General features: G+C 47.1%; 21 protein-coding genes and 2 tRNA genes (1 of these 23 only partly in view). 22 read left to right on the forward strand and 1 reads right to left on the reverse strand.

The window, feature by feature from the left end; all coding sequences use genetic code 11:
• The first annotated feature begins 108 nt into the window (after window positions 1-108).
• A complete protein-coding gene (locus BREVNS_RS07280; RefSeq protein ID WP_483426076.1) occupies window positions 109-1,341 on the forward strand; it encodes a hypothetical protein in 1,233 nt (410 codons plus the stop codon).
• Between the two features lie 136 nt (window positions 1,342-1,477).
• On the opposite strand, the gene BREVNS_RS07285 is transcribed toward BREVNS_RS07280, so the two are convergent.
• Entirely contained in the window at window positions 1,478-2,023 is a 546-nt protein-coding gene (locus BREVNS_RS07285; protein ID WP_483426361.1) for a 4Fe-4S binding protein, read from the reverse strand.
• A gap of 1,120 nt (window positions 2,024-3,143) precedes the next feature.
• On the opposite strand from BREVNS_RS07285, the gene BREVNS_RS07290 reads away from it, so the two are divergent.
• The 21 genes from BREVNS_RS07290 to BREVNS_RS07390 form a co-directional block, all read left to right on the forward strand.
• The gene (locus BREVNS_RS07290; protein ID WP_483426362.1) at window positions 3,144-3,635 is read left to right on the forward strand and encodes a bifunctional nuclease family protein; all 492 of its coding nucleotides are present in this window, start codon (window positions 3,144-3,146) and stop codon (window positions 3,633-3,635) included.
• Window positions 3,632-5,059, forward strand: a complete 1,428-nt coding sequence (locus tag BREVNS_RS07295) for a hypothetical protein (protein WP_483426363.1) — start codon at window positions 3,632-3,634, stop codon at window positions 5,057-5,059. The genes BREVNS_RS07290 and BREVNS_RS07295 overlap by 4 nt, the downstream gene beginning before the upstream one ends.
• 54 nt (window positions 5,060-5,113) lie before the next feature.
• Window positions 5,114-5,184: transfer RNA gene (locus BREVNS_RS07300), tRNA-Gln, on the forward strand.
• A 6-nt stretch (window positions 5,185-5,190) separates the two neighbouring features.
• Window positions 5,191-5,265, forward strand: a tRNA-Glu gene (locus tag BREVNS_RS07305).
• Between the two features lie 115 nt (window positions 5,266-5,380).
• A complete protein-coding gene (locus tag BREVNS_RS07310) occupies window positions 5,381-6,340 on the forward strand; it encodes a Gfo/Idh/MocA family oxidoreductase (protein WP_483426364.1) in 960 nt (319 codons plus the stop codon).
• Window positions 6,337-7,515, forward strand: a complete 1,179-nt coding sequence (trpB, locus tag BREVNS_RS07315; RefSeq protein ID WP_483426365.1) for a tryptophan synthase subunit beta — start codon at window positions 6,337-6,339, stop codon at window positions 7,513-7,515. Before BREVNS_RS07310 ends, trpB begins: the two co-directional genes overlap by 4 nt.
• A gap of 2 nt (window positions 7,516-7,517) precedes the next feature.
• The gene (locus BREVNS_RS07320) at window positions 7,518-8,771 is read left to right on the forward strand and encodes a Crp/Fnr family transcriptional regulator (RefSeq protein ID WP_483426366.1); all 1,254 of its coding nucleotides are present in this window, start codon (window positions 7,518-7,520) and stop codon (window positions 8,769-8,771) included.
• Window positions 8,772-9,145: 374 nt separating this feature from the next.
• Window positions 9,146-9,562, forward strand: a complete 417-nt coding sequence (locus tag BREVNS_RS07325; RefSeq protein ID WP_483426367.1) for an Hsp20/alpha crystallin family protein — start codon at window positions 9,146-9,148, stop codon at window positions 9,560-9,562.
• A 10-nt stretch (window positions 9,563-9,572) separates the two neighbouring features.
• Complete coding sequence (locus BREVNS_RS07330; RefSeq protein WP_483426368.1) at window positions 9,573-9,989, forward strand: Hsp20/alpha crystallin family protein; 417 nt, start codon at window positions 9,573-9,575, stop codon at window positions 9,987-9,989.
• A gap of 10 nt (window positions 9,990-9,999) precedes the next feature.
• On the forward strand, window positions 10,000-10,335 hold the full coding sequence (locus BREVNS_RS07335) for an Hsp20/alpha crystallin family protein (protein ID WP_483426369.1): 336 nt from the start codon (window positions 10,000-10,002) through the stop codon (window positions 10,333-10,335).
• A gap of 61 nt (window positions 10,336-10,396) precedes the next feature.
• Window positions 10,397-11,371, forward strand: coding sequence for a murein hydrolase activator EnvC family protein (locus tag BREVNS_RS07340; protein WP_483426370.1), 975 nt, complete (start codon window positions 10,397-10,399; stop codon window positions 11,369-11,371).
• A 1,497-nt stretch (window positions 11,372-12,868) separates the two neighbouring features.
• Entirely contained in the window at window positions 12,869-13,807 is a 939-nt protein-coding gene (locus BREVNS_RS07345; RefSeq protein WP_483426371.1) for a hypothetical protein, read from the forward strand.
• Window positions 13,808-13,833: 26 nt separating this feature from the next.
• Complete coding sequence (locus BREVNS_RS07350) at window positions 13,834-14,784, forward strand: hypothetical protein (RefSeq protein ID WP_483426372.1); 951 nt, start codon at window positions 13,834-13,836, stop codon at window positions 14,782-14,784.
• A gap of 12 nt (window positions 14,785-14,796) precedes the next feature.
• Window positions 14,797-15,189: a hypothetical protein gene (locus BREVNS_RS07355; protein WP_483426373.1), complete on the forward strand. Its 393-nt coding sequence runs from the start codon at window positions 14,797-14,799 to the stop codon at window positions 15,187-15,189.
• A gap of 9 nt (window positions 15,190-15,198) precedes the next feature.
• Window positions 15,199-15,858 carry a FecR domain-containing protein gene (locus tag BREVNS_RS07360; protein WP_483426374.1) on the forward strand — a complete coding sequence of 220 codons (660 nt, stop codon included), beginning with the start codon at window positions 15,199-15,201 and terminating at the stop codon, window positions 15,856-15,858.
• Between the two features lie 9 nt (window positions 15,859-15,867).
• Window positions 15,868-17,028 (forward strand): hypothetical protein, encoded by a 1,161-nt coding sequence (locus tag BREVNS_RS07365; protein ID WP_483426375.1) that lies wholly within the window; start codon window positions 15,868-15,870, stop codon window positions 17,026-17,028.
• Window positions 17,029-17,036: 8 nt separating this feature from the next.
• Complete coding sequence (locus BREVNS_RS07370) at window positions 17,037-17,609, forward strand: nitroreductase family protein (protein ID WP_483426376.1); 573 nt, start codon at window positions 17,037-17,039, stop codon at window positions 17,607-17,609.
• Window positions 17,610-17,619: 10 nt separating this feature from the next.
• Window positions 17,620-19,896: a CHASE2 domain-containing protein gene (locus tag BREVNS_RS07375; protein ID WP_483426377.1), complete on the forward strand. Its 2,277-nt coding sequence runs from the start codon at window positions 17,620-17,622 to the stop codon at window positions 19,894-19,896.
• Window positions 19,897-19,953: 57 nt separating this feature from the next.
• On the forward strand, window positions 19,954-20,181 hold the full coding sequence (locus BREVNS_RS07380; RefSeq protein WP_483426378.1) for a transcriptional coactivator p15/PC4 family protein: 228 nt from the start codon (window positions 19,954-19,956) through the stop codon (window positions 20,179-20,181).
• Between the two features lie 21 nt (window positions 20,182-20,202).
• A complete protein-coding gene (locus tag BREVNS_RS07385) occupies window positions 20,203-20,910 on the forward strand; it encodes a tetratricopeptide repeat protein (RefSeq protein WP_483426379.1) in 708 nt (235 codons plus the stop codon).
• Between the two features lie 238 nt (window positions 20,911-21,148).
• Window positions 21,149-23,388 carry the 5' portion of a hypothetical protein gene (locus tag BREVNS_RS07390; protein WP_483426380.1) on the forward strand. 670 nt of this gene lie beyond the right edge of the window, so only the first 2,240 of its 2,910 coding nucleotides appear in the window; it begins with the start codon at window positions 21,149-21,151; its stop codon lies beyond the right edge, outside the window.

Consider the following 23,388-nt stretch of genomic DNA (forward strand, 5'->3'; position numbering starts at 1 on the left):
GACAGCAAATTCTCGGTAACGTTTTTTTCAGGAGACCTGCAGTGGGAAGATGAGGAAAAGCAAAAAAAAGTTCCTCCCTGGCCGATAATAGGACACAAGGAGGAACCCATGCGTAAAGAATTCACCTTCACTTTGACTATCGACTACCCTGACACAAAACTTGAGACGTTAGTGGTGGTTTTTCTCCAGGCCATCAAAGGAGTGTTTGAGTCATTTGTTCATCAGATTTCTGTAGAAGTGGCAGAAAAAGAAATAAAAGAAGGTCGTATCACCTGTACATGCGGAGAAAAACATCACTTCATATGGAAAACAAAGCATGGAAAAAACACTGTTTTTGTTCTGATGCCCTTTGGAAAGATCACTCTTCCTCAGCTCCAAATTCAATGCAAAAAGTGTGGAAGAAAACTTTTTCTCACAAGATCTCTTCTTGGTGTAGAAAAGCGAAAAAGGCAAATCCTGAAAGATATCTACAGAGTGGCTTTAGCCGGGGCTCTTACCACCTATCGAGTGGCCGCTCGTATTCTTTCCTTCACAGGGTATAAAATAGGTCTTAGCACCCTCTGGAAAAACCTTCAAAATATTGGGAGAAAGATACATTTCAGTATCTCAGAAAAAGAAAAACCCTGTGGAGAAGCCGATGGGACGGGTATTCCTGTTCAGGGCAAGAAAAAAGGAGAAGAAGCTAAAATTCTTTTGCAGGAGAGGCAACAAGCCTCCCCATTGACAGGAAAAAATACAAGAATAGCAGGCCTTCTTGTGGATAATTACCATGCAGGTTGGGACAAACTTCTTAAGCCCATTCAAGAAAAACACTCTTTTTCTCGGTTTTTTCTTGTTGTCGATGGAGATACAGGGATTAACCAGGGCAAACATCCCGGTATCGTTTTTCAACGATGTTTGTGGCATGTAAGTTATCAATTGAAGTATTTTCTTCGTCTTGATAGAGTGAGATATCGTTCTTCTGAGTGGACAAATATTGTCGCTGAAACAGGGAAAGCCTGTTTCTTGGGGTACAAAAATGACTGGCAAACAAGACTTGGTTATCAAAGCGAGCGCAGACAGCATATTCAGAATCTTCTTGACTTATTTCACGAAAAAGGGCGCAAACATTGTTTTTATTATCTTCTTCGTGCTCAAAAAGACATGTTCGCCTGTGACAGTGAAGATGGTTTGCCAGGAACAACCTCAAGGGCAGAACGGGTGATGCGAACCATAAACCAGAGAATGGATGTAGGGGTATGGAAAAGAGAAGGGGCAACCAATGTTCTTGCTGTGCGTTTGCATTACTACTATAATCGTGATGAGGCTATCGATGGTGTCTACTGGCAGGATGTGATATAAAACATAGGGATGGTACGTACTTATTGCCCTGTTTTATGGCCTAAAAAGGGTACTTTCCCCAGAAAAAACTTGTTTATCTAAAATGTTCCCTGTATACTACAGTTGACAAAAATCTTTTGAGCCAGGGGTAACTTCTTTATCCTTTTCTCTCTCTTTCAGGTCTCCTGTTGGAAACGTAATCAAATTCTCCCCAGAGTTCTTCCCAGCCGGCAGAGAGATGACCATAGGCGGCAAAGGGGTCATAAGGCCTTATGATGAGGCTTCCCGCTCTCCAGGTGAGAAAGAGCACAACAACAAGGACTACGTACTTGAGGAGACGTAAATATTTGTCCACTTTTGCTGGGATGGTGGGGCGTTTTTTGAAGACCTTTCGTCCTAACCATCCGAAGACACCCTGCAAAGCCCCAAGGGCACATATCCATCCACAGAAAAAGCGGGCAAGAACCACTCCTAAAATCGCCGTAGCTAAAAGAAGAACAAACGAGGATGGCTGAAGTCGCTGGAGTATTCCACCACTCGCCACCCACTGATAAAGCCCTTCCAGACCGCCAAAGGGACAGAGGGCATCAATGGAGGGAAGAGAAGGTATTTTCTGATGGAGAATTGTGAGGGTGGTTACCAGCACCAGAAAGAACCCGAGAGAAATTCGCCTGAGAATTTGGGGAAAAGAGAGTTTTTTCACATTTACCTCCTGATAGTGGATTTCATGTACATTATAAGGCTTTTTTGAAAAAAAAGATGCAGAGGAGAGTATGTTTACGGACATTTTTTTGTTGAGAAAGGTTATTTCGCCTTTCTCTGTCGTTTTACATATGAAACTGAATACCTATTTTCACATTTCTTAATGAACAGGGAAATAACACGAGAAAGCTCTGTTCTTTCACTCTTTTTTTCTGTACCCCACTTCGACTTCGCTCAGTACCCTCCTTCGACTTCGCTCAGGAGGCTCACCGGGCCGCTTTTGCGGTTGTGCATCCTTTGTCGTAAGGGGGAAGTCCTTCCGGAGTGAGGGTGCAGGAGGCACCCGGGGCGACATCTTCTGTTGCTGTTCCCCAAAAGCCCACCGAAGCGGAGCTGCAGAGGCTTTTGCTGAGACATGGTGATAGGGCTTTTCATTCTTCCCTGGGGTAGAGGATACTCTTTGCTATCACCATGTTTCAGCTTAGGAGGAGGTTTTTTGCTGAAAAATGGTAATAGCAAAAGACATATGGTGTTTATATAGATAGAGGTTAAACGTTTAACCGATGGGTTGTTTAGCTGAAACAAGGTCATAGCCCTGGGTCCTGTGGTCTCAGAAATCCCCCTTGGGGCTGAAACATCGCCATAGCTTCCCCGCCCCTGCCTGCGGTGTCACCTGAAAGAAGCCCCTGCAAAGGACACGTGCCCCGCGGGCTGGTAATGGAAGCCATCGCCTTTTCACCACTGGCCGAGCCACAGGAGGTGGCGAGGAAGCCCGGGGTCAGACAGGGAGGGCTGTCCCCTGGCGGCTACAGAAGAGAGCGGGGCTACAGGTTTTTGTTCCAGCCCGCACCACGGGAGACAGGTCGGTGGCCACAGAAACCGCCGCAGGGGCGGGGACGGGGTTTTCAAAAGGGGCGAAGCCCCTTTTGTCCCGCGCGGAAGCGCTTCATAGAAGAAAGAAGACGGATAACAAAAATAGCCCAAAATTGAAAGAGAAAAGATGGTTGAATAAGTATTCGAGACCTTTGCACATTCGTGCAAAGGTCTCTTTACTTGATTTTTTTCTCGAAAATAGTTACATTATATATGGCTTTGAAAGAGAAGAGAGAAGAGGAGGATACATGGCCAAAAAGACAAATATGACCTTTGCTTCTGTGACCTTTGATCGTGTCTTCTTTGATCCGCATTTTGGCAGCTATACCTTTCGTTTGACTTCTACAGAAAAAAGCCAGAAAGTGGCTCTTCATATCCCTATCCAGGGATCATCGGAAGAAATTATGGGTATTCCTTTTCTTTTGACAGATCCTCTTCTCAGAAACCTTTTCAAAACCCTTCGGATAAAGGTGGAAAACATTTCCCTTTACCAATCAGAGGGCTTGTGGCGTGGAAAAGTAGAGATGCGGTGGGGATGGTGGAAAAAACGCCTCGATATCCGTCCGCTTGATGCCATTCGTTTCTCCGTGGAATTTCACAAGCCCATTCTTGTTCCCTCTGAAATGCTCCGGCCTGTGGTTATGGAAAAGGAAAAAGAAGAGAAAAAACAGGCCTACAAGATCCTTTTTATGCCAAAACCTATGCGTCGTGGTGAAGTCCCCTATGAGGAGATTATGTGAAGAAGGGGTTGTTTTTTCTTCTTCTTGTGATAGGGTTTGTTCAACAAGGGTGGAGTGAACGTGCTATAGACCATGTGCTTGCCAGAGGAGAGCTTGTTTTCTATGCACCTTCTCACAGGTACTTAGTAGAAAGCCTTCGTTTTTTTTATAGCCATTTTTATGGGGCTAACTTCAAGCAGAAGTGGGCAGAACTCTCTTCACAAAGCCTTGCCGGTTATGGCGTGGATATTCTTGATCCAAAGAGTATCGCTGGCATTGGGATAGAAACCAATACTCCCATGGCTTTTGTGCATGTCACAGAGGGCAAAGGCTATCTTGCCCTCCCTGTTGGGAACCGAAAAACCCTTGAGGCTTACCTCAAGAAAAATCTCCCTTCCACAGCCTTTCGTTTTGTTTCTAACTACCTTCTTCTCTCTCAAAGTGAGGAGGTTTTTGCCTCTCTTTCCAACCAGCTCACCAAAAGCAAAGATTTTCAATTCGCTACCCCCAGGCTTCCCAATCTGTGGCAGAATGGATGGATATGGTTTGAGAGCCGTTATCTAAGTACCATTACCAGAGGGACGGGGGTCTCGGACAAGGTAAACCTTCCCGCTGGTTTTGGACTGGTGAGTATTGTTTTTGACGCTAAAGCCCTTTCTCTTCGTTTCTATACAGCCGCTATTGATCCCAAGCAACAGGAATTCCTCTATCAACTCCAGCAGTTTGAGAATAACCCCCGTTTTGACACCCTGAGCTACGTGAGAGGAAATCCCCTTCTCTTGGCCAGGGTTTCAATGAATATATCCCTTCTCTATCGGTATTATCGATCGGTGGACAGGATTGATATCATGGGAATAGCCGGTCTTCTTGCTTCTCTAAAAAAAGACTACGGGGTTGATATTGAGCGGGATCTTATTCACAATAGTGAGGGGCGTTTTTCCCTTGTTGTTGATCGTTTCTCCAATTCACAGCTTCTGTATTATGGCTCTCTTGGTATCAAGAACCGTACTCTCGCCCAGAATCTCATGGAATCTCTCAAAAACATGGTTCTGCAAAAACAGGAACCCCTCTATGCCTTTGAAATTTTCACCTTGCCTTTTTACCACTACAAAATGACCAATGGTTCTTTCTACTTTGGTGTGGTGGAGAATGAGTTTTTCTTTGCTTCAGACAAGGAATTGCTTGTCCAGTGTATCAAGGATATTTACGAGAAGAAGACAGGCATCTCTCTTCCAGAGTTTTTTGTAAGCCCCAAACAGCGCAGCGGTATGCAGGCAAAAATTGATGTCCAGACTCTTTTGGCCACCCTTTCCCAGGATAGTGGCATTCGTTTGGCCAGAGAGTTTTTTATCGGAATGGAGAGTATTGATATAGAGAGTTATCCGGATACCACCATGCCAGCCTATGGATGGACCACAGAAGTCCGGATGAAATTTTACAAATGAATGGCAAAAAAGTTGACAGGAAGGCTTCGTTCTCCTTATAATATATATCCTCACTGGGGCGTCGTCTAATGGCAGGACGACAGACTCTGGATCTGTTTGTGAGGGTTCGAATCCTTCCGCCCCAGAGACATGGCCCTATCGTCTAGCCTGGTCTAGGACACCGCCCTCTCACGGCGGCGACTCGGGTTCAAATCCCGATAGGGCTAAGGGCGCCTGCAACGTCAGGCGCTTTTTTTTATGCCTGAAAAACCATTTTGCCTTTCTTTGAAAAAAATCTTTCTCTGCTTTACAATAAAACAAAGTGTTTTTCTGGAGGAAGTCATGCTCAAGATTGGCATTGTTGGCACAGGGCACATGGGAAAATACCATATCAACACCCTCTCCATGATTCCAGGAATCAACTTCTGTGCCATCTGTGATATCAATGAAGCAGAGGTGAAGTCTCTCGGTCAAAAATATGGGGTAAAAGCCTATACTGATTATGAGAGTTTTCTTCACAGTGTCGATGCGGTTATTATTGCTGTACCCACCTATCTTCATTATAAATACGCCTCAACGGCCCTTGTGAAGGGAAAACATGTTCTTGTAGAAAAACCCATCACCAAAACCCTTTATTTTGCAGAAAAGCTTTTCAATCTTGCCGTACAGAAAAAACTTGTGCTTCAGGTGGGACACGTGGAGCGCTTCAATGCGGCTGTGCAGGAACTCACCAAAATTGTCCAGAAACCCTACCTCATCCAGGCACAGCGTATGGGACCCCAGAGCCGTATAAGGGATGTTGGGGTAGTTTTAGATCTCATGATCCACGATGTTGATATAGTACTTTCCCTTGCCAGGTCACCCGTTACTCACGTCGAGGCTTATGGAGAACGGATATACTCCAACTTTGAAGATGTAGCCACCGCTATCCTCTCCTTTGAAAACGGCGTGGTGGCTTCTATTACCGCTAGTCGTGTCACCCAGGCCAAAATGCGCCACTTGGCTGTTTCTCAGCAGGACGCCTATATTTTTCTCAACTACGACACCCAGGAAATCACCATCACTCGTCAACCCCAGGCTCAGTACGAGGTGGCGAAAGAAGAACTCAAATATCGCCAGGAAAGCCTTGTGGAGCGTGTTTTTGTGCACAGGGACAATGCCCTCAAACTCGAGCAGCAGCACTTCATCGATTGTATTCTCAACAATCGTACCCCCCTTAAAACCCCAGAAGAGGATCTTGCCGCCCTTGATGTGACAAAACAGATCACCGACAAAATCTATCACCTCTGGAGAAATCGATGAAGGGATACTTCGGGGAGTTTGGTGGTATTTTTGTCCCTGAATCGTTTACGCCCATTCTTGAGGAACTCGAAAAGGCCTATGAAGAGGCCAAAAAAGACCCTTCCTTTCAAGAAGAACTTGAGGGTTACCTCAAAGATTATGTAGGAAGGCCTTCCCCTCTCTATTTTGCCCGTCGTATCTCCGAAGATGTGGGATGCAAGGTGTATCTCAAACGAGAAGACCTCAATCATACCGGTGCTCACAAGATCAACAATACCATCGGGCAGATCCTTTTGGCCAAACGTATGGGCAAAAAGCGCATCATCGCTGAAACCGGAGCCGGGCAGCATGGGGTGGCTACAGCCACCGTTTGTGCTATGATGGGGATGGAGTGCGAGATTTATATGGGCAAGCTTGACGTCAAACGGCAGTTTTTGAATGTCTTGCGAATGGAACTCCTTGGGGCTAAGGTCCACGCGGTGGAAGAGGGGAGTCAGACTCTCAAGGATGCTATGAATGAGGCCTTCCGTGATTGGTTGGCTAATGTGCAGACCACTCATTACTTGATTGGTAGTGTGGCCGGTCCCCATCCCTATCCTACCATTGTGCGGGACTTTCAATCTATTATTGGCAAGGAGACAAAAGCCCAGATCCTCGAAAAAGAGAATCGTCTTCCTACCCATCTCATTGCCTGTGTTGGGGGTGGTTCCAATGCGATGGGGTTTTTCTATCCCTTCCTTGACGACAAAGAGGTTCATCTCATTGGGGTAGAAGCCGGAGGTACCGGGACAGGTATTGGACAACATGCGGCCACTCTCAATTTTGGTATCCCCGGGGTTCTTCACGGGAGTAAGACCAAGGTGCTTTTGGATAACTATGGGCAGGTGCTTCCTGTGCATTCCATCTCCGCCGGGCTTGACTATCCCGGGGTTGGGCCGGAAGTTGCCTATCTTCAAGGTATTGGGAGGCTTCAGGCCGCCTATGTTACCGATGATGAGGCCATGCAAGGGCTCATATACCTTGCTCGCTATGAAGGCATTATCCCTGCGCTTGAATCCAGTCATGCGATTGGTTACCTTCTCAAACAGAAGCACACCTTCCTCTCTTCCGATATAGTGATTATCAATGTGTCTGGAAGAGGGGACAAAGATATGAATACCGTTCATGAGTACATACAGAAAAAAGGGGGACTATAGCCTTGCCAGAGGCTTTTCAAACAGTTCTTCTCAAAAAAGGTGTTGTTCCCATTGTTGAAGGTCAGGCTCCGCAGGATGTTTTCTATATCATCAAACAGGGAAGCGTCAAACAAACCAATAGTTTCATGTCTCATGTGGCTCAGGAGAACAGAACCCTGAGTGTGGGGGATTTTTTTGGTGTGGTGGATTGTATGGCTCGCCGGCCAAACCTCTATACCATTGAAGCCCTTGAGGATACCACCCTGATCCAGATCCGAAGGGACCAGTTTGATCTTCTCATTCAGCAAAATACTCCCATTGCCATGAAGATCCTGCGGTTTTTCAGTCAGAAACTTCGTCTTTATGATAGTATTCTCACCCTCATTTCCGGTCAGAAGCAGGTCTTTGAGGATCCCTCTCATCTCTATGAAATAGCTGCATTTTATGAGAACAAGATGCGTGCCTACAAAACAGCAGTTTACGGCTATGTCCGCTATGTCCAGCAATGCCCCAACGGGACCAATGTAGCCAAAGCCAAAGAAGCTATCCTGAAACTCTACAAACAGCACGGCAAAAATATAGAATTCCACGAACCGGATGTGAAGGACTTCTATGTCACCTTTGAAGACAAGGATGTGATTTTTCTTGAGCATGAGATTGGCAATAATCTCTACATTATCCAGAATGGGGAAGTCAAAATTCTCAAAGTGGTCAATAATCAGGAAATCCTTCTCAATGTCTTACGAACCGGAGATATTTTTGGAGAGATGGCTATACTGGAAAACAAACCCCGCAATGCCACCGCCATGGCTTCGGGAAAGGTTCTTCTCATGTCGATATCGAGAGAGAATTTTGGGGCCCTGGTAGAAAAACACCCTCAGATTGCTACCAAGATTATCACGCTCCTTTCTGATAGGATCTGGTTTTTGCAGAGGCATATTTTCAATATGATGATTACCGACTATGAGACACGGCTCTACGATGCCCTCTATATCCAGGCCCTCAAGGCTCGTGTGGAGATTGCCCCAAAGGTTCGATATACCTTTTCTCTCACGTTTGAAGACCTTTTGAAATTTACTGCCCTTAACCATCCTGAAGGTTACCGTGCCCTCCAGAATATACTCTCCAACAAAGCCCTCTTTGATCTTGAAAACCAGAAGATTGTCTGCAAGGATGTTTCCCAGCTCAAACGTCCCAAGAACCTTCTTCTCCGTTATTTAGATAGGGACCTTCAGCAGAAGTTGGGAAGCATCTTCTCAGAAAAGAGCCAGGGATAATCCCCCTCGCGAAAGAGAAAATACCCTCTGGTTTGCCTGTGTCATATTTCACCATCAAGACGCAAAATAGTCAATTTTTGTATCAAAAATACACAAAGGCAAAAATAAAAAATGCGTCATAAAGAAACTCTTTTTCTTTTCTGTATCAAAAAGGACGATATTTCTTTTCTTTTGTTCCCTTTTTTAGAAAATAGTATCTTCTTTGCTTTGGTAAGAGACAAATTTGTAAGATCTCTTTTTTTCTGAACTTAGACTAATTTTTTCTTCTCCCAAAAGTTGTCTGGAACATCCTTTCTTTCCGCTTTTTCTTCTCATTTTTGGCACACTTTTTGCAAATTTTTTTTGAAAGAAAAAAACAAAAAAGGAGGTGGCCTATGAAACTCATCCGAAAAAACACTAGTCCCTTCAGCTGGATTGATGAATTCTTCCGCTCCGATTGGGTAACCTCATTTGAGGATACCCCCTGGTCGTTCAATGTCGACCTTGAAGAGACAGACAAAGCCTATATTGTGAAGGCAGACCTCCCCGGCATGGATGAGAAGGATATCAAGGTCGAATTGAACGACAATATCCTCACGATCAGCGGTTCCCGAACGGAAAAACGTGAGGAGAAAAACAAAAACTACCACCGGATCGAAAGATTTTCCGGAAGCTTTTGCCGCAGTATTGAACTTCCTCGAGAGGTGGATGCCAACAAGGCAAAAGCGGAGTACAAGAAGGGAGTGCTTACCATTGAACTTCCCAAGACAGGTGAGTCTCGAACCAAAGAGATTGATGTAAAGATTTCATAAGGAGGTCCCTATGATGAATCTCTTCTACGAACTTGAGAGAATGAAACATCTCATGAATAGCCTTCTGGATACCCCTTTCTTCTGGGAGGAAGCAAGACAAACGAGACTCAGCTACGCCAACATTTATGAAAACGACAACGGCTATATGATCCAGATGCTTGCTCCCGGAGTCAAAAAGGAGGGTGTGGAGGTAAACTACGAAAACGATGTTCTCACCATCACCCTCAAGACAAACGATGAAGAGAAGAAAGATGTCCAGTGGATTCGTCGTGAAAGACTGAAACCCATTGAAAGCCGAAGCTACCGTCTCTCGGCAGAAGTAGATCCATCAAAGATAGAGGCAAAACTGGTGGATGGTATCCTCCTGGTGTTCTTGCCCAAGCGGGAGAAGAAAGAACCCAAGAAGATTGAAGTTAAGGTGAAATAAGGAGGTGGCTATGGAAAAAAGAAGACTCATTCCTGCTACAGATATCTATGAAACGAGTGATAGTTATGTCATTCTGATGGAGATGCCCGGGATAGACAAAAATACGCTCTCGGTCAAGGTAGATGATGACAGGTTGGTGGTAGAGGCTTCCACGGTAGAAGTTGGCAAGGAGTGGCGGGCTATTGATACAGAGTTTGAATTGGGCGATTATCATCGTGAGTTCCGCATTGGCAACAAGGTGAATCGGGACAACATTGAAGCATCCTATCAGGATGGCATTCTCACCATTGTTCTTCACAAAGCCGAAGACTTCAAACCTCGTCAGATCGAGGTAAAAACAGCCTGATAGGAGAAAAGCCGCCGACAAGGCGGCTTTTCTTTTTGGTGAAAATGTCGATATATGTATTATGATTCGACGTCGAATGGGTTTTGCGCTCTTTTGTTGTCTTGTTTTTGTCACCATCTATGCTAAAGAGTATACCGTTCAACCTGGGGATACGCTTCTTGGCATTGCCCGAAGAACGGGTATTTCGGCTACCTATATCAGGCGTCTCAATGAACTTTCCTCGGATACCTTGAGAGTGGGGCAAACCCTTCTTCTTCCCGATGAGGTAAAAGAATACACTGTTCAGAGTGGTGACTCTCTTCTCGGGTTGTCAAAAAGATTTTCCACACCCCTTTCATCTCTCATTCTCTGCAATCAGCTTCCCCATGAAACCATTTATGTGGGGCAAAAGCTTCTTATTCCTATATTCACCACCCCAAGTCCTTCTTCTCCTCCTGCCTCATCCGCTGTTTCTCTCCCGGAGAAAAGGATTCAGCACATTGTACAACCGGGAGAAACCCTCTATAGTATTGCCCGTCGGTATGGCGTGAGTGTGAGTAACCTTCTTCTCTGGAATAACAAAACCACCACCACCCTTTTTGTGGGAGAAAAGATCTCTCTCTATCAGGCGAAAGAAAGCGACGCGCCGTCATCTCTTCCTTCTCCTTCCTCCTCGTCTTGGAAAGGGGAGTTTCCTGTTCCTCCTTCGCTCATCCACTCTGTAGAGACCACCAGTCGTGGAGTAAGGATTCGGGTAAAAGAGACAACCCCTCTTCGGAGTACGGTTTCTGGTGTGATAGAATACACAGGGTGGTTATATGGCTTTGGGAATGTGGTTATCCTCTCCATGGGAGAAGAGAAGCGCATTGTGTTTGGAGAACTGGATACTATCACGGTTCGCAAGGGGGAAAAGGTCCTTCGGGGAGATGTGGTGGCCACTATTCAGAGTGGGAGAAAGTTTTACCTTGAAATCCGCGATGGCACCACGGTTATCGATCCTCTCAAATGGTACAAACTCCAGTTAGCTCAGGCCTCTACCAAAGAGGATAATCTTTGAAAATCGAGACCCTTGCACAGGTGCTTTCTTGCTGTCGTTCCACATATGAAACTGAATACCTATTTCCACATTTCTTATGAACAGGGAAACAACACAAAAGCTTTCTGTTATGATGCCTATTGAAAAAAGTTGAGTTTAAAAGCATTACGACAAGAGAGAGCTATTACCCTGTTTCAGCTAAACCCTTGTTCTTTGCTGAAACAAAGTCATAGCTTTCGCCCCTGCCGCGGTGCCACCTGAGAGAAGCCCTAACGGGAGCAGAAGCCCTGCAGGGTGGTGAAAGAATGCCCGGTTCTTTTACCACCCCTTTTTTTCTGTACCCCACTTCGACTTCGCTCAGTATCCACCGGGCCGCTTTTGCGGTCGTGTGCCCTTTGTTGTAAGGGGGAAGTTCTTCCGAAGTGAGGGCACGGGAGGTGCCCGAGGCGACATCTTGTGTGGCTTTTACCCGCAAGCCCACCGAAGCGTAGCCGCGGGGGCTTTGCTGAGACATAGTAATAGCGGTGGCAGGCTTTTTCCCTGAAAGAAGGTGATAGCCACTACTTGGGTTTGTATGGAGGTTGGTTAAACGTTTAACCAATGGGGTGTTTTGCTGACACAAAGTTATAGCCCAGGGCCTTGTAGTCTCAGAAAGCCCCCTTCTTGCTGAGTTGTCGCCACATCCTCCCCCGCCCCTGCCTGCGGTGTGGCCTCAGAGAAGCCCCGGCGGGGATACGTGCCCTGCGGGCTGGTAAAAGAATGCCCCCTTCTGGAGAGGAAGACCCGTTCTTTCTTTCACCCCCTTTTTTTTCTGTACCCCACTTCGACTTCGCTCAGTATCCGCCGGGCCGCTTTTGCGGTTATGAAAAGGACCCTTTGGTTTCCGACGGGAAAGTCCTTTCGACGGGAGGACACAGGAGGTGTCCGGGGCGACCTCTTCTGTTGCTCTGCCCGAAAAGCCCACCGAAGCGTAGCCGCGGGGCCCCCGCTTTGGCGGGGAATCGGCGGAGCGAGGTGGGCGCTATGCTTCCGAAGTCAGGAGGACGAGTTGAGGTCGCCCACGGAGGAAGGACTTCCCCGGAAAGAGATGAGGTCTTTCTACTTGCTCGCAAAAGCGGCCTGTCTTCCGTCCGAGGCGCATGCGTAGCATGCGACGAGGACAAGGCCTTTTTTGTAACCGCCGCAGGGGTGGGATGGGGTTTTCAAAAGGGGCGGAGCCCCTTTTGCCCCGCGCGGGAGCGCTTCGTGGAAAAAGAAAAATGGGCAACAAAAAGAGCCTAAAACTGAAAGAGAAAAGATGGTTAAGCGAGCATTCAGTTTTTGTGTGAAGATAACCATTCTGTATGAGTGTGGAACGACAGTAGGCAAAAAGCCGCGTTCAAAAATTGCAAGAAAATTTCTCACTTATTATACTGTAGGTGGATTTTGGGCAAAAATTTCACTTTTTTTGAGTTGAAACGTATTACTTTATAGCAAAGGCTTTTGCAGTGCACAATCAAAAACATTAAGGAGGTCGGTATGAAAAGGGTGGTGGGTTTGTGGTGTGTGGTGGTGTTTCTTTTGGGGTGTGGGTTTGTGGCGGAGGATAAAGAAGCTTCTTCTCTGGAGTATGAGAAACTGCTTGCTATTTATGAAAGTCCGGAACAAGTGAAAAGTGCAAGGTACGGTATTAGTCTTGAGACAAGTGAGGAGTATGCCGTTCAACTTTTTCATACTTCCTGGGGAAAATCATATCTTGTGTTTCTTTCTGATAGAGAAAATGGCGTTACCTATCCTTATGTTTCAGAAAAGATGGAGGAAGAATTTTTTACTCGGGCAACAAAACTAGGGGTTCCTTCGGTATATATGCCTTGTTATCTTTGGGAAGATACGCTTGAGGGAAAAAAAGTTATTTTCGGTACACGGGACGGCTATCTTTTTCTCCTTGATCATAATCTTCAGGTAACCAATAATGGTTCTTCAGCCTATGTAGAGATGGCAACGCCTCCGTTTCCAGTCTGGAACAGAGAAACAAAACAGTGGGAATTCTGGCTTGTGGGGCTTTTCAATGGAGATTTTTTTACCAGATATCGTGTGACTAGTCTGAGTAGTAATCCGGCTGAAGAGTATTTGTTTTCGGTGATGGGGCTTGGGACGTTTCATGGGGTAGGGATCGTTGAACCCGGGGAAACCAATGTGATTTTATTGAATGTTCGGTCAGCAGGCGTGGGGGCTGGTGCTTTTACTACCTTTGAGATACGATGGATTCGGTTCTTGGCAGGGCAGAGGTGGGAAACTAATTATCCTGCCTATACTTTTCTGACCAATGTGGGGTATCCCTTTGTAGATGTGCAAGAAGGGTATCAGGTTTACTTTTCTTTAAAAGATACGACGACAGGAAAAAGGGATCTCTATCGTTTTCGATATCTCACCTTTGAGAAAATGATACCTAAGGATATAGGAAAAAAACTTCCCTGATGATGGGAATAGAGAGGAGGGCGATGATGAAAGGATGGTGGATAGTGGTTGTCCTTGGTGTTGGTTGTATGATGGTGGGATGCGGGTTTGTAGTCCCTGATGAAGAGGCCACCGCTCCTGATTATCTCTCTTTGGTGACGGCTCTTCAGCCTCTCACCAATGCGAAGGGTTCCTCGTATGGGATAAGTCTTTCGGGTACCAATGAATTGAAGCCTCAGGTGTATCATGCTCCGTGGGGAAAGTCTTATCTTTTTTTTATGAGACAGAATGAAATGGCTTCTTATGACCTCTATGCAGCGGAAATTCTTGAGGATGGGGAGATGATGGCGCCGAAAAGAATTCAGCAGAATCTCATGATGAGTTTGTATGCGGTTTATGTTGGAGAAAGTAATGGAGTGAAAGTCGCTCTTCTTCAAAGAGATGGGGGTGTATCGGTTCTTGGGAAGGATCTATCTCTCTCTTCTTCTGTGGTTCTTCCGCATTTTTATCCTTATGTTATTCCTGTATGGAATGGTACGGGCTGGGAGTTGTGGCCACTCTTTGGCAATGGAACAGAAGTGAGAAAGATCAAGATTTCTTATAGTGGTAGCTGGACATATGCAGAAGAAAATATAAGTAGTGCGTCAGAAGTGGTAGAGTTTTTCATGGCTCCCATTGGGGGAATAGGAGTGATTTCACCTGGAGAAACCAACTTTGTGATGCTGAGAACAATGGAGTATTCTTTGCCTCTTGGGGGGACTACGTCTATTTTTCAGCAGATCGTGGTTTCTCTCAAAGGGAATACGGTTACCACCAATATTCGACCTGTGTATCCGGGGCTCGTTGGGGTAGGTGATCCTTTTGTCGATGGGAAAACCTATGAGGTGTATTTTGCGAGGGAAGAAAGTTTTGGTTCCGGCATAAACGATCTGTATCGTTTCCGTTATCTTACGTGGGAAAAAGTGATGCCTGCGGAGATTCGGGCAAAATTGCCATAAAAGGGAGGGTATATGAAAAAGGTGTTTTTGATGATGGTTATACCACTGGTGGCTTTTGGGCTTGAGGCTTCACAGATAGCCACCTGGATTGAGTCTCCTTCAGTGACGGTGAGGGATGCCGTGTGGCTTGTGGAGTCTTTAGAGGAGAGTACTGTGACGATGGAAAAGATTTCCTGGAAAAAATATGAGGGTTTGAAGCCAGAGGAGAGGTTAACCGCCGGGAAACTCGCTAAAATCCTGATCATGGCCGGGAAAATCCAGCCAGGACTTCTCTACAGGCTCACGAAGTGGGAGAGATACGCTCTTCAGGCGGCAAAACAGGCTGGTCTTGTGGGGAGTGAGGTGGTGGTCGGTATGCCACTTACGGGTGCGGAGATGGTGGCAATCGTAGGAAAGTTTCAATAGGAGGTGGTTATGAAAAACATACTCTGGTGGATGGTGCTTCCCTGTGTTTTGTATGCAGGAGAGGTTGTCTCTGTTCAGGGAGATGTGAGGGCCTTTGTGGATAAAACGTGGCAGGTGGTCAAGAAGGGGGATCAGATTCCTTCCGGGACAAAGATCATGACAGGGGTCAAGTCTCAGGTGGAGATTCAATCCCCCTATGTCCGGTGCGTGGTGAAACCGATGAGTCTTGTGACCTACACAGAAAAAACGGCAGGCCAGAATGTCTCTACAGATGTGAGTCTTAAAACTGGAACGGTGGAGGTGAAGTATAACAAGCCACCCCAGGGCAAAGTGGAGTTTCGTGTTCAGACCCCAAAGGGAACGGCTTCTGTTCGTGGAACAGAAGAGGTGGTTTCCTATAGTGCGATAGAGGGGATGAAGGTGACCGTGCTTTCCGGTCATGTGGAGGCGGTAGGGCGTCAGCTTTTCACTGAACAGAATATAGAGGTTTCTCCAGGGGGAACCGTGTGGGATGATAGTGAGAAACTCAAGGAGATCGTTGGTGTTCTGGATGAGGTCAAGGATGAAAAGACCCTCTCTGAGATCCAGGATCTTTTGAGAGGGCTTTTAGGGGAGGAGTTGTCGCTTGATGATATCGCAAAACTCCTTGGTGATCCTCAAAAGTTGTAGGAGGGACCTATGAAAAAATATCTCTGGATGGCGTTACTCTTTTCCTCTTTGTATGGGTGGTATGGGGATATAGGGCTTCAGGTGACGCCGGTCTATGTGATCTTGAACGATAGTGAAAATACCACCTATGGCTATGGGATATATAGTATTGAGGGACGGGGACAACTTTTTCTTTCTCGTGGGCATGGGTTGGATGTGATAGTGAGAGACACCTTTCTCTCTGGGACAAACCTCTCCAACAGCTGGGAGCTTCGTCGATTGTGCTGGAAAAGTGAGGGGGAAAGAGAGGGCCTGGTGTGGGCAGTACTTGTCGGAAGAGAGAGGTTTTCGTTAGATGAGGGGAGGCTTCTTGAGAAAAGTGCGGATGGTTTAGGTGGACAGCTTTTCTGGAATGGGGTGCGACTTGAGGGGGCTGTAGGATATGCCGGGTTTACAGAGTGGGTGGAGAGCAATCGTCCTGCTTCTACTCAGACCAATCATCGGTTGTACACGGGTGTGTCGGTGAGTTTTCCGCTGTTGGTTTTGTCTTTTTTCCGGATTGGTGGAGCGGGGAGTGTGGATATGAGGACGAATTTCAGGACATCGCTTGTGGATATAGCCTGTGGGGCACAGGGCAGTGTGCTCTCATGGCTTGGCTATAGCACTCATCTCTGGTATGAAACAGGGGAAATTACCTTCACCAATCTTTCGGTTCCTGAGAAGGTATCAGCCTGGGCAACGGAGATGAAGGTGCTCATTGGGTCAAAAAAGATGCCTCTTCAGGGAATGGTACGGTATCTTGCCGCTTCCGGGGAAAACGCTTCTTCTGAGGGATGGAACCGTTTTACGGGAGTGGGCAAAATAGAAGGTCCAGCGGTGTTTGTCCATCCTGTAGCGAATCTCTGGATGGTGCAGGGCAGAATAACCTGGAGAGACAGAAACGAAAGGATTCTCATCTCTGGTGTGTATGGGCTTCTTTCTCGTCTTGAGAACAAGGATATCACCATGGTTTCTCTTTATGGGTCTGAGAATCTCCTTGGGCATGAGGTTGCCCTTCAGATGGTGTTGAAAATTGATCCCTCACTTACCTTTTTTGCCACAGGGGGATGGATGATCAAGGGGGACGCCTTTGCTATCAATAAGGACAAACCCCTTTATCAGATTTCTTTTGGGATGAATATTAGCCTATAGGAGGAAAGATGAAGCTTGGTTCTCTTGTTCAGAAGAGTCGGAGTTTTCGCCGGTTTGATGAGACAAAGGAAATTCCCTTCAAAAAAGTAGAAGCCTGGATAAAGACACTTCGCTTTCTCCCTTCGGCGCGTAATCTTCAGCCACTCCGGTATGTGGTGATTCGCAGTGCTGAGGCAAGGGAGAGGCTTTTCCCTCTTTTGGGGTGGGCTGGCTATCTTAAAGGCAAAGGGACACCAAAAGAGGGAGAACGCCCTTCTCTCTATGTGGTCATCGGGTATGACAGTCGGCTTACTCAGAATCCGGCGATGGATATAGGGATTGCGGCGCAAACGCTTCTTCTGTTAGCTGGTTCTGATGGGTATGGGGGATGTATGATCGGGAGTTTTGATCCTGCCCGGGTGAGGGAGGTGGTGGGTATGGAAGAATGGTTTGGGGTAGGGCTTGTGGTGGCTCTTGGGAAACCAAAGGAAAAGGTGGTGATTGTCCCGGTGGAGAGGGGAATAGAATATTATCGGGATGAGAAGGGTACCCACTATGTTCCGAAAAGGCCTGTTGAAGAGATCTGGATAAAAACCATCTGAAGGAGAGGGTATGAAGAGGGAGATCTGGATAGAAATAGGGATTGTCGTGGTGGCGTTGGGACTGGCACTGGGGATATCTTTGACTCCTATGGGACAGATCCTTCAGATGAGGCTTCAGGATGGTCTTGGGTACTTTCATCCTGGCAAAAGGGCGACAAATATTTTTGTGTATGTGAATATTGATGATGCTACGATAGACAGGATCCGTGTGTATCCTGTTCCCAGGCTTGTCCTTGCCAGAGCCATCGAGGTACTCAAAGAATGGGGGGCAAGGGCGATTATTATCGACTCTGAGTTTATTGATCCAGCTCCTCTCTGGGTCGATGTGGAAAGGTATGAGAGTGGTGAAAAGAATGTAGAGAATGTGGTTGTCAATCAGGATATTCGGTTAGGGGAAGCCTTGGCCCTTGATGGGAGTCCTGTATATTTGGCCTGCCGGGGAGTTGCTGAGAGTGAGAAAAAACGGGCAATGTGGAGTGAGGAGAATGCGGAACTTCAGTTAGTTTATGAGAGATTTTTTCTTCCCATAGACAGGACAGAAGGGATGGAGGGTTTTTATGAGGAGCCGGCCATGGAGTTTCCGGTTTTTCCTCTCTATATGTATGCGGCGGGGCTTGGGGATACCACCAGTGATGAGTCTGCCGATGGGGTTCTGAGGCAGGCGGCTCTTCTTCGGCGTTTTCACGAGAGGTATGTTCCACAACTTTCTTTTGCCTATCTTTTGGATGCCTTAGGGGTGGATAAATCGGCCATTCGTATGGAAAAGGGCTTTCTTGTTCTTCCTTCTCAGGGAAAAACATGGCGCATTCCGGTGAATCAGAAAGGAGAAATGCTTGTGCGCTGGATAGGTGGCTGGAAAACCCAGCCCTGGACGAATATGCTTTCGTTGGCCACTCTTCTGGAATATCGGGAATGGAAGTCCTATCTTGAGAGTTTGCAAAGGGGGACAAAAGAAAAACAAAACCTTGCTGAGGTTGAAAAAATGGTGAAGAGGTATGAAGAGCTTCTGCAGTATCTCAAGGATAAGGTGGTGGTGATTGGATACACGGCGTCGGCTACCACCGATGTGGGGGCTATTCCTTTTGACCCATCGGCTCCACGGGTGATGCTTCAGGTGCATCTCATGAATACCATTCTGATGGAGAATTTTTTCCTGTTTGCTGATTGGTGGTGGGATGGGGTGGCAGTGGGTATTCTTTTGCTTCTTCTGGTGGTGATGAGTCGCTGGGCCAAGAGTGCTCTTCAAGAGGTGGTGGTTGTTGGGGGAAACTGGATTCTTCTTGGTCTCTGGATGGTAGGGAGTATGGTGTTTTTTGGTCGACATGTGCATGTATTTTTCCTTGTTCTTCTGTGGCTTTTTGTTTCTGTTTCCTATGTGGTGTATAAATTCTTGATTTTTGATAAGCAAAAGCAGTTTATCAAGCAGGCTTTTTCCTATTATCTTTCTCCGGTGGTGATCAAGGAGCTTTTGAATGACCCTTCGCAACTTCAATTGGGGGGTGAACAGCGGGAAATCACGGCGTTTTTTTCTGATGTGGAAGGATTTACGTCTATCTCTGAGCAACTCTCTCCTTCGGAGGTGGTATCACTTCTCAATGAGTATCTCACGGCGGCGACGGATGTTCTTCTCAAGTATGGGGGAACGGTGGACAAGTTTGAGGGGGATGCCATTGTGGCGTTTTTTGGAGCCCCGGTAACACAAAGCGACCACGCCTATCGTTGTGCGATGGCGGCTCTTGAGATTCAGCTGAAACTTTCTCTTCTGGCTATGGAATGGGTGCAGAGGGGATATCCCCTTCTCAAAACACGGATTGGAATGAACTCAGGGCCTGCTGTGGTGGGGAATATGGGGTCTCGTCAGCGAATGAACTACACCATGATGGGCGATACGGTGAATTTGGCTTCTCGTCTTGAAGGGGCAAATAAGTTTTATGGTACCTATACCATGATGTCTGAAAGTACCTATGAACAGGTGAAGGATCATTTTGTGTGTCGTCGACTTGATATCATCCGGGTAAAGGGCAAAAGCCAGCCTATTGCAGTGTATGAACTTGTGGAGCGTGTGGGAAAGCTTTCTGCAGAAAAGGAGAAGATTCTTCAACTTTTTCAATCGGGTTTTGAGCTCTATGAAAAGCGACAGTGGGCCAAGGCGAGGGAAATTTTTCTTTCTTTGTGGCAGGAGTATGAGGATCCGCCTTCAAAAACCTATCTTGAACGCTGTGAAGAGTTTATGAAAAATCCGCCCCCTGAGGACTGGAATGGGGTGTATATTTTGAGGAGCAAGTAGGTCTCTTGACAGAAAAAATTTTTCCCTTAAAATTATCCTTGAAAAGAGGAGGTAACGATGGCAGAGGAAAAAAATGTTCGTATTGGAGAAGTGAAAAAGGGGAATATTATTATCAGTATCTCAGAATTCAACGGGCAAAAGTATTTGGATATTCGGAAGTACTATGAGGAAGAGGGGGAGTGGAAACCCACCAAAAAGGGGATTGCCCTGAATAGGGAACAGTACGAGGCGGTGCTTGATATTCTCACAACAGAAAAAGAGAAGATTCTCAAGGAAATGGCATAAAGGAAAACAGAAGGAGGGTGTATGAAAAGATTTACGATTGGTGTTTTGATGCTTGTGGGTGTTATGCTCTGGGCGGAAGAGGATTACTGGGGTGAACGGAATTCCTTAGAGGGGGCAAAAAAGGGCTATGAAACACTCAAAGCATTGGTGGCCCAGAAACCGGATTCTTATGAAGTGGCGTGGAAGTTTGCCCGTGCGGCCTATCATTACGCGGAAAATTTTGTGAAGGATAAAAATCAACGGAAGGTGATTTTTACAGAGGGAAAGGAGTCGGCGGAAAAAGCTACAAAGCTCAATCCCAATGCTCCAGAGGGCTGGTACTGGCTTGGGGTGTGTCTTGGGTCCTGGGGGGAGGCCAATGGGATTATGCAGAGTCTTGGGGCAGTGAAGCCTATCATGAATGCGATTGCCAAGGGAATGGCGATTAATCCCAACTGGGACAATGGGGCTTTTTATAACCTGCGGGGACGTGTGTATCATCGGGCTCCTGCGGGGATCAGTGTGGGAGATAAGCAAAAGGCAGAGGCAGACTACAAGCAGGCTCTTTCTCTCAATCCGAACAATCGGACGGCATACCGTTTTTATGCTGAACTTCTTCTCGATCTTGGTCGGAAGGAGGAAGCGGCTACCATGATCGAAAAGGGGCTTGCTATTCCTTATGATGCTTCAAACAAGGTTTCTGAGGACAAGGAAATCGCTCTTCTCCAGGCTTTGAAAAAGAGGTTGTAGGAGAAGAAAAGGGTTTTGTCTCTGTTGTTCTTTCATTTGGGTATTTCGGGCTTGGAAGAAAAATACTAAAACTTGTGACCAATGCCCATTGACATGGAGGAGGGACTATGGTAAAATAGGGGGCGAAAGGGAAAAAATTTCACGGGGGAAGCGGGGAAGAGTTGACAGGGAGGGGGAGAGGTGGTATAATTTTAGGAGAAAAAAGGTTTGAAGAATAAAAATTGAGTGGAGGTGTGGTATGAAGTACCATGAGTATGAAAGCGCACTGAAGCGGAAAGTGAAGAAGGTGGTAGCAGGGGCGGCGTTTGCCGGTCTTCTTGGGACTCTTGCGCATGGGCAGGAGTATCTTCGTATCGGTTCGATGGGGAGTTCTTTTTCTTTGCCGGGTCGTAGTTTTCTTTCTGAGATGAAAGCGAAGGATGTGTATAGTTCTTTTCGTATGGAGGAGTCACAGGTAACGCTTGCGGTGTGGCGGGCGGAGAGTGCAGCGAAGGGGCGAGTCTATGGGGCGATAGGGTACACGGAAGCGAAGAGGTTTGAGGGGCGAGAGGATCCCCATCTTGTGAGGAAATACATGGAGAAGGGGGTGACGATACAGGAGGTGGTATCGGCGGTTCGGTCGCTGGTAACGTCGGCGAGGGAAGGTCGGACGGTGGAGACGAGGTTAGATGAGATAGTACGTCAGTGGCATGAGAAGAGATATCCATGGGACACGATGCCGTGGGAGAACCGGTTACCGTTCAGTAAGCAGCATCCGATGGCGGGTTTTGTGCTTGTGGTGTTGCAGGAGGAGAAGAAAAAGAGGCGGAGTGAGGAGAGGGGGAGGCTAACGAGGCGGGAGAGGGAGCTGGTTGGTCGGAAGAGGGAACTTGAGAGGGAGAGGGAGGAGGTAACGGCGGAGTGGGAGGAGGCGATACTTGAGGAGGGGAGGCGGCTTGAGGTGTATGAGGAAGCGAAGGGGAGACGGGAGGACATAGAGAGGAAGCTTGAAGAGGGCTTGTCTTCGGAGGAGAGGGAGAGGCTTGAGAAGGAGCTTGCAGTAGCGAAGGAAGAGGAGAAGAGGGCGAAGGAGGCGTATGAAGAAGCGAAGAAGAAGAGGGAGGAGATAGAGAGGCGGAAAAAGGAGATAGAGGAAGAGATAGGGAGGGTAGAAGAGGCGCTGAAACTGGTGGAGGAGAGGCTTGGGGAACTTGCGCCTGAGGATGTGAGGGAGGCGCTTGAGATGGAGCAGGAGGGGGAGGACATAGAAGGGCGAGGGAGCAAGAAAGAAGACACACCCTCCAAATCATCGTCGAGTAGTGAGAAGAGTTCTGTTTCCGGGAGTTCGACGAGTTCATCTTCATCATCGGAGAAGAAGGGTATTTTGTCTTCGATAGCGGAAGGTGTTTCGAAGGCGGTGAATACGGTAGGGAATGCGATTGCGGGAGCGGTGAATTCGGTTGTGGATACGGCGAGCAAGATAGCGGCGTATGTAGGGCAGGAGGCGAAGAAGGTGGTGGAGGGTTTAACGGGAGGGAAGAAGGAGGGGGAGTCAGAAAAGGGGAATAAGGGAGGAAAAGAGCCAAAAGGGACGAAACCCTCTTCTGGTTCGAAGGGACAGGCCACTCGTTTTGCTGTTGATCCCCAATATGAAAGGGCGATGGAGATAGCGAAGAAAAAGTGGGCCCAGGATGGGGGCAAGTCTTCTTTGAGCAGTTACGGTGAAAAGGCGATGAAGCAGGCTGAATATGAGTGGAAGATGGAGAAGGCGAGGGAATATTCCCGGGGAGCCTTGGGGGATAATGCGAGCAGGGGGGTGAAGGATTTATCTGAGTATGCTGATCAGGTGAATAAGGATTATAGGGATTATCGTAATGAAGTAGCGATGAATAAGGAGATAAACAGGGAGGTGAGGGAACTGATAAAGAGAGGGGATCTTGATGATATGCTTAAGCAGACGAATGTTTTTTTAGGGAAGGAGGAGGACTTTTCGAAGCTTACGGCGAAGGAGTTATATGAGTTAGGGCACCAGAGACTCAAAGAAGCCACTGATAAAGCGATGGAGATGTATGGAGGGAAAGAGGTTATTGATGGGTATTCTTCTCGAGGGGAGTTTGTGCATATGATGACGAACAAGTTGGTGAGGGCGGCGAAGAGCGGGAATACAGCGGTGCACGATCTTTATGACAGGAATGGGAATTTAACGGAGGTAGGGCGGGAATATGAGTATTTTATGGGGCTGAAGGGGTATCAAATGGAGAAGGAGAAATTAGAAACGGACAAGAGGCGTATGGAGGAGATAGATAAGCGTTTAGAAGAGTTGGAAAAGCAGATAGCGGGAGCGAAAGGGCAGGCGAAGGAAAGGCTTGAGAAGGTGAAGGCAGGGTTAGAAGGGGAGAAGAGGCAGATAGAAGGGAACTGGGGTGGAGAGGAAAACATGACGAAGGACTTTGGATACCTATGGGAGGTACAGAATAGAGGGGAGAAGTATACGATAAA

Source organism: Longinema margulisiae (genome assembly GCF_025266855.1).
GTDB lineage: Bacteria > Spirochaetota > Brevinematia > Brevinematales > Thermospiraceae > Thermospira.